The organism is Gordonia otitidis NBRC 100426, assembly GCF_000248075.1.
GTDB classification, from domain to species: domain Bacteria; phylum Actinomycetota; class Actinomycetes; order Mycobacteriales; family Mycobacteriaceae; genus Gordonia; species Gordonia otitidis.
The window spans coordinates 1-6,332 of the sequence record NZ_BAFB01000070.1 but is presented as its reverse complement, the minus strand read 5'-3'; the positions used below and the strand labels follow the sequence as shown (position 1 = coordinate 6,332).

The window sequence follows — 6,332 nt, the reverse complement described above, 5'->3', positions numbered from 1 at the left end:
CCTGCGTGGTTGGCGAGGCTGTCGAGGTACTCGGCCTGGTCGCTGTCGAGGTGCAGGGCGTCGACGAGCGCGGTCAGCACCGGCGGTGACGGGGCGAGTCGGCCCTGTTCGATGCGCGTGTAGTAGTCGGTGCTGATCGACGCCAGTTGCGCGACCTCTTCACGCCGCAAGCCGCTGACGCGGCGTCGCTGATCGAGTTCGGGTAGGCCTGCCTGTGCGGGGGTGAGTTCGCCGCGTCGCGTTCGTAGGAACGCGCCGAGCTCTTTGAGGTGTGGTTCGGGGCCGCGGGCGGGCATTCCTTCAGCGTACGAGTGGTGGGTGGTGGTGGTCATGGAAAGAGATCAACTCCGGGTACGAGTGATGCGGTGTTCTGCACCCGTGACATGGGATGCAGAACACCGCTCTCGCGTGACTCGTCAGGGGGTCGGTGCGGCGCCGATCAGAGGTGCTTGCCGAAGAACGGGATCACGGTCTTGAGTGCCTCGCCGGCGCCCTTGGGCTGGTCGTAGAGGTCGTAGTGCGATACGCCTTCGAGGACAACGAGGTTCTTGTCCTTCGATGCGGCGCGTTCGATGATCTCGTGACCGTCACGGTAGGCGCCGAAGGCACCTTGCTTGTCACCGACGACGACGAGCAACGGCTGGGTGAGTAGTTCCTCGGCGAGGTGGAAGGCATCCCACCCGAGTGCCACGGCACCGTGACCTGCTTCGAACAACACGCACCCGTTGGCTGCTTGGCCGCGGTCGGTGCGGTAGTAGTCGTAGGCCTCGATGATGTCGATGTCGCCGACCTGGCGTGCTGCCTCGGCGGAATCGGGTAGCAAGCCGCTGACGACGGGCTCGCCACCGCGCGCATACTCCGAGCGTTGTGTGCCAATGGCGTGCAGGGCGGCGATCACGCCGTCGGCGGCTGCGGCGTTCTCGCGGATCATCCGGCCGTAGTTGACGCCGGTGATCGACACGACGGCCTTGAACCGCTTTTCGGTCATCGCGGCGTTCAGTGTGTAGCCGCCACCGCCGCACACTCCGAGGACACCGATGCGATCGCTGTCGACATACGGAAGTGTTTCGAGGTAGTCGACGACGCGGCGGAAGTCCTCCACACGTTGGGTGGGATCTTCGACGAAGCGTGGCGTGCCCCCGCTGTCACCCTGGAAACTGGCGTCGAACGCGATCGCGACGTAGCCGGCTTCGGCCAGTGCGGTCGCGTAGATGTTACCGGCGGTCTGCTCCTTGCACGAGCCGATCGGATGCGCCGCAACGATCGTGGGGTAGCTGGTGTTCTCGTCGAAGTTCGGCGGGAAGTAGATGTCCGCAGCGATATCCCAGTACATGTCGGCGTTGCGGAACGTGACGTGCTTGATGTTGGTTGCCGTGGCGGTGGCCATCTGGGCGCCTCCTCATCTCGGTGACTGGCTGATGAGACCAGTCTGCGAGCTGCTTCAGCACCGCAACAGGACCGAACTCATCCTAGGAAAGATCATTCCTAGGAACGTTTAGTCGCTGAACGACGAAGGCTTCGTCCAGTTCGGCGAGATCTACGGATTCGAGGAGGTAGTGGCTGATACACCCCTACGCAGGATGATCGCGATAGAAGGCCAGGTGCGCGCGTGCGGCCGACTCCCAGGTCAGTGATCTCGCAAGAGACCTGCCGTGATGTGCACGCTGTGCGTCCGGGGTTCTCGCGGCGAGGATTTCGTCCGCGAGAGAGTCCGCGCTCTCCGCGTACCTGACTGTGTCCCCGAAGACTTCGCGGAGGATGGGCAGTTCGCGTGCTACGACAGGACGCCCCGCTGCGAGTGCTTCCATCGCGGCGAGACCGAAACCCTCCTTGGTGGAAGGAAAGGCGAAGACTTCCGATGCAGCCACCAGCGACGGCAGCTGGTCGTCGTCCACAGGACCGAGGACCGTCGGCCGAAGTCCCAGTTCCTCCTGGCGGCAGTCGAATTCACTTCGGTAGTCGCGATAGTCGAAGAGGGTCTCGCCTCCGGCGAACACCAGACCGAGGTCGGGGTCGACCTCACGCACGAGCGCACAAACGTCGAGCAGGTCGATGCTGCCCTTGCGTGGTTCGATACCTCCGACCGCGAGTACGTACCGTCCCAGTCGATTCCGCCAACCCTCGCGGCGCGCGATGGCCTCCGGCGCGTTCGATGCAGCATCGTGGAATCGGGCGAAGTCGACGCCGTTGGGGATCACGGTGGGAGTCAACCCCCATCCCGCTCGTATCTCGTCTGCGACACCGCGCGACACGCAGATCCGTGCATACGGTGCGACCACAGCCTTTTCGTGGCACTCCGCCAAGATCGGGGTGGTGAACTGATCGAGATGATGAATCGTCCGGATGCAGTGGCCGACCGCGTTCGCGCTGATGCAGTCCTGTGCATGGACGATGTCGTACTCGTTGGCCTTGAACGCGGCGCGCAATGTATCGATCGACCGTACTATTCGTTCGGTGATCGTCTCGTCATCCCGGTTCTCGAACGGAACAAGACGTTGGTGCACAACGGGATCGATGGTCCGGAAGAACCCCTGATCGCCCCCGCGGGCCAGACTCCAGACGGTCACCTCGGCACCGAGACGGCCAAGTGCCTCGGCCAGATTGAGGGTGTGCACCACTCCGCCACGAGGCTTGGTCGAGTAGGTGATGAGCGCCACGCGCATGTCTAGTCCTCCGTCAGCGATTCGTCCATCCGATACACATCGGGACGCAGCTCGGCAAGATGGTCGAGGACCCTACGTGCACGGGTGATCTCGGCGTCGACGTCGACGCTCACCTGAGCCATGCCGCCCTTGGATCGCGTCGTCGCCAAGATCTCTCCGCCGGGCCCGACCACCTTCGCCTGGCCGAGGAACCGCAGTGAGCCGGTCACCCCGGTCAGGTTCGACGACACGACGAAGACCTGATTCTCGGCAGCCCGGGCGCAGTCGTACAGATCGAACAGCCGTGACTGTCGGTCGGCGGGCAACCGCGCGGCCCGGTCGGTCACGCTGGCGGGCCACGCAGACAGCGCGGCGATGACGCGAGCCCCGTCGAGGGCAAGGGTTCGTGCTGACTCGGGAAAGGTCTTGTCGTAGTCGATGAGCATTCCGAGGCGCCCCACGGGCGTGTCGAAGGCTCGGAATGAGTCTCCGGCGCAATAGGCTTCGCTTTCGCCTGCAGGCTGATGAACCTTGCGGTGCCGACCGAGGATTCCGTCGCCCGACACACAGACCGCAGTGTTGTACCTGCGGCCTGCATCGGCCTCCGTATAACCGATGCAGACGGTCATGTCGCCTGCCGCAGCGATGATCTTCGCCAACTCGGGCCCATCCGGATCGAGCGCTGGTGGTAGCTCGTAATGGTCGGGCGCCCGCAGATCCCCGATGTATCCGCCGATCGACGCGTCGGGAAAAACGAGTAGATCCACATTGTCGCGCGCCGCGACCTCGATGATGCCGAGTGCCTTGGACAGCCCACGATCGACGTCGCGCCCGAAGTGCGCGGCGAGTGCACCGAGCGTCACCGTGGTCATGTCATCGAACCCTACCCACCGCAAGGAGTGTCATGCAGCACCCAGTCCGGTCACCGAGGAGGCCACGGCCACGGTCACTTCGCCATCGGGCCACCGCAGTCGAACACCAGGTTCTGGCGTCAACAGCCCACATGCCGCTGACGTCACGGGTCCGCCCGCAGGCGCGAGGTTCCGACGGTCAGCCGTCAACATCGCGTATCCGGGGAAGCAGGTGAGCCAAGACCCCATGTCGGCGGCGGCGGGAATCGGAATGGCAGCGACGTCGAGTTCGGCGCCGGTCCCCGACGCCTCGGCGAGCATCCCGAGAGTGCCCGTGATCCCTGCCATGCTGACGTCTTTCGCTGCGGCGGGACGTGTCTCGCTTACGAATCGAGCCATCTGCGCCAGCTCTGTTGTGCTTCTACTGCTGGTGCAGTCCCACTGCGTTCCGTGGTATCCGGGACGCCAACCACCTCCAAGATCAACCGTCAGCCAGACGACGTCGCCCACCTGACCACCTGCCGCCGCCACCGGATGGTCAGTTCGCCCCAGCGCCGTCACCGAGAGGGAGGCGGGCACGCCGACCTGGGTGTGACCACCGAGAACCGGCGTCTGCCACGCCTTCGCCGCATCCGAGAGACCCCGGATCACCCGCGTCAGTTGTGCTCGAGTTGGCGCGCCAACGGCATCGAGAAGTCCCACCGGAGTTGCTCCCATCGCGGTCAGGTCGTTGATGTTCACCAGCACCGAACACCATCCGGCCCATTCCGGGTCGCGCTCCACCATCGAGGGAAGAATCGCGTCGCAGGCGGCGATGACATCGGTGCCCGGCACCGGTGTGCCGTCGTCACCGCGGAAACCCTTGGGACCCAGAGCGTCAGGTTGATCTGCCAACGGACTGAGAACCTCGGCCAGCATCGACTTCGTGGCGTCTACGGTCCGTTGTATCCGTCCGATAGGCCACCGCATCCGACGATGAGTTCGTCCGGCGATTGTCTCGCCGGCCCCGCAATCATGCCAGCCGAGGGAGAAGAACATCGGCGCATAGCGGTCCTGGACGGTCGCATCGAACCGTACGACACCGATCGACTCGGCATGAGCACACGCGGCCCGCACGAGAGCTGCCCCGATCCCGGCGGAGTGCTGGGGGTCCAACACGACCAGACGGCTACCCGACCACCAACCGATGTCCGGGGTGTGGTTGGGCGCCAGACGAACTCCGCCGACGACAGCACCATCCCGGGTGACCGCGACCAGAACGACGGTTCGGGGGTCATCGTCGATGTCGTCGCGGTCCGACGAGTCGAACAATCCCTGGCGTTCGACGAACTCGCGATGGCGTAGTGCGTGATGGGCGGTCACCGTGGACGGTTCGTCGGCAACTCGAATGAGGAAGGGCGGCGGAGCCGGGGGTTGGCCGGCCAGTATCGACAGATCACGGTGGGCGGTTCTGTGTGGAGTCGTGTCTCGACCATCGAGAATCATGTCACCCTCCGACGTTCGGTAGCACGCTGCACGCACCACAAGCCGCGCAACCCGCACGTTGATCCGACCCCGACATGCCGATCAGTTGCAGATGTCCGGCCACCTCGCGGCTGATCTTCTCCACGATGGCGGGATCGGGGGCCCGCGCGTCGTCGACGTCGACGGCGAGGGTACCGACATGTGGCCGGAAAGGAACGATGAACGGATACACTCCTGAGTCCGCGAGTTGCTGTGCGCCGCGGATCATCTCGTCCGGGTCCTCGCCAAGACCGACCAAGAGGTAGGTGGACACTTGGTTTCGACCGAACACTCGGACGGCCTCGTCCCAGGCGGCGCGGTATTCGTCGATCGACACCGTTGCCTTGCCGGGCATCCAACGCCGACGAACATCGTCGTCGAGAGATTCGACGTGGATGCCGATCGCGTCAGCTCCGGCCTCGCGCAGTTCCGTGATGGTGTCGAGCGTGGCCGGTGGCTCGCACTGCACCTGGATCGGAAGGTCGGGGACCGCAGACTTCACCGCGCGGACACAGCGTGCCAGGTGTTTTGCGCCACGGTCACGACCTGCCGACGTGCCTGTGGTCATGACCATCTGCGTGACACCGTCGAGTTCGACGGCTGCACGCGCGACTGCCGCGAGGTCGGCGGGCTTCTTCACCGCGACTGTCGACCCCGACCGCAGTGACTCCTCGATCGAACAGAACCGACACCGCTGCGTGGCGTCGTAGCGGATGCAGGTCTGCACGACGGTCGTGGCGAGAACATTGCTGCCGTGCAGTTTCGCGATCTTCTCGTAGCTGACGCCCTCGTCGGTGACCAGGTCGTAGAACCGCGGACGAGAGATGGCTTGTACGTCGAGTCCGGTGTCGTGGCCGTCGTAGAGGACACGATCACCGTCGAAGCTGAACGGGCTGGCGGGATTTCGCGGGATCGCAGCGTGTAGGCCGTCGATCATCAGGTGTCCGTCGTCGGTCGGCCCGGCACCACCGGTCCGGTTGACGGGAGGGGTGCCGCGGATGCCCAGCAGGGCGAGGTCTGTACGGGTGGAAACGGTCACGTGTGTGCTCCGTTCGGTGGAGAGTGGAAGTGAAGCCGAGGCATCGATGGCCCGTCATGTCTGGTTGGCTGTCAGGAAGCGACGCGGACGTGTCCGTGCGTGTCGTCGAGCGCTTCGACGATCGAGTCGGCGACGTACTTTGCGTCGGCGTCGATTCCGAGGAATCGTCCCGATCCCCAGGTGTGCATCCATGGCAGTCCGATGAAGCTCAGGCCGGGTACCTGGGTGATTCCACGCGTTTGCATTGGACGCCCCCCGCCGTCGAACGCACTCGCTTCGATCCAGCGGTAATCCGGT

The 6,332-nt window shown here is 64.6% G+C and carries 6 protein-coding genes and 1 pseudogene; all 7 read right to left on the bottom strand.

All coding sequences use genetic code 11. The features are described 5' to 3' along the window. Positions 1–332, bottom strand: a 332-nt coding sequence (locus GOOTI_RS06755; RefSeq protein WP_007237820.1) for a helix-turn-helix domain-containing protein, incomplete at its 3' end; no start/stop codon positions are given. A 107-nt stretch (positions 333–439) separates the two neighbouring features. After that, on the bottom strand, positions 440–1,387 hold the full coding sequence (locus tag GOOTI_RS06750; protein WP_007237819.1) for an alpha/beta hydrolase: 948 nt from the start codon (positions 1,385–1,387) through the stop codon (positions 440–442). Between the two features lie 184 nt (positions 1,388–1,571). Continuing rightward, complete coding sequence (locus GOOTI_RS06745) at positions 1,572–2,663, bottom strand: MSMEG_0565 family glycosyltransferase (RefSeq protein ID WP_007237818.1); 1,092 nt, start codon at positions 2,661–2,663, stop codon at positions 1,572–1,574. A gap of 2 nt (positions 2,664–2,665) precedes the next feature. Then, positions 2,666–3,514: a carbon-nitrogen hydrolase family protein gene (locus GOOTI_RS06740; protein ID WP_007237817.1), complete on the bottom strand. Its 849-nt coding sequence runs from the start codon at positions 3,512–3,514 to the stop codon at positions 2,666–2,668. Positions 3,515–3,544: 30 nt separating this feature from the next. Further along, complete coding sequence (locus tag GOOTI_RS06735; protein ID WP_051997883.1) at positions 3,545–4,978, bottom strand: MSMEG_0567/sll0787 family protein; 1,434 nt, start codon at positions 4,976–4,978, stop codon at positions 3,545–3,547. A 1-nt stretch (position 4,979) separates the two neighbouring features. Continuing rightward, a complete protein-coding gene (locus tag GOOTI_RS06730; protein WP_007237814.1) occupies positions 4,980–6,035 on the bottom strand; it encodes an MSMEG_0568 family radical SAM protein in 1,056 nt (351 codons plus the stop codon). A 71-nt stretch (positions 6,036–6,106) separates the two neighbouring features. Next, positions 6,107–6,332: pseudogene (locus GOOTI_RS06725) on the bottom strand (MSMEG_0569 family flavin-dependent oxidoreductase); the annotation flags it as partial.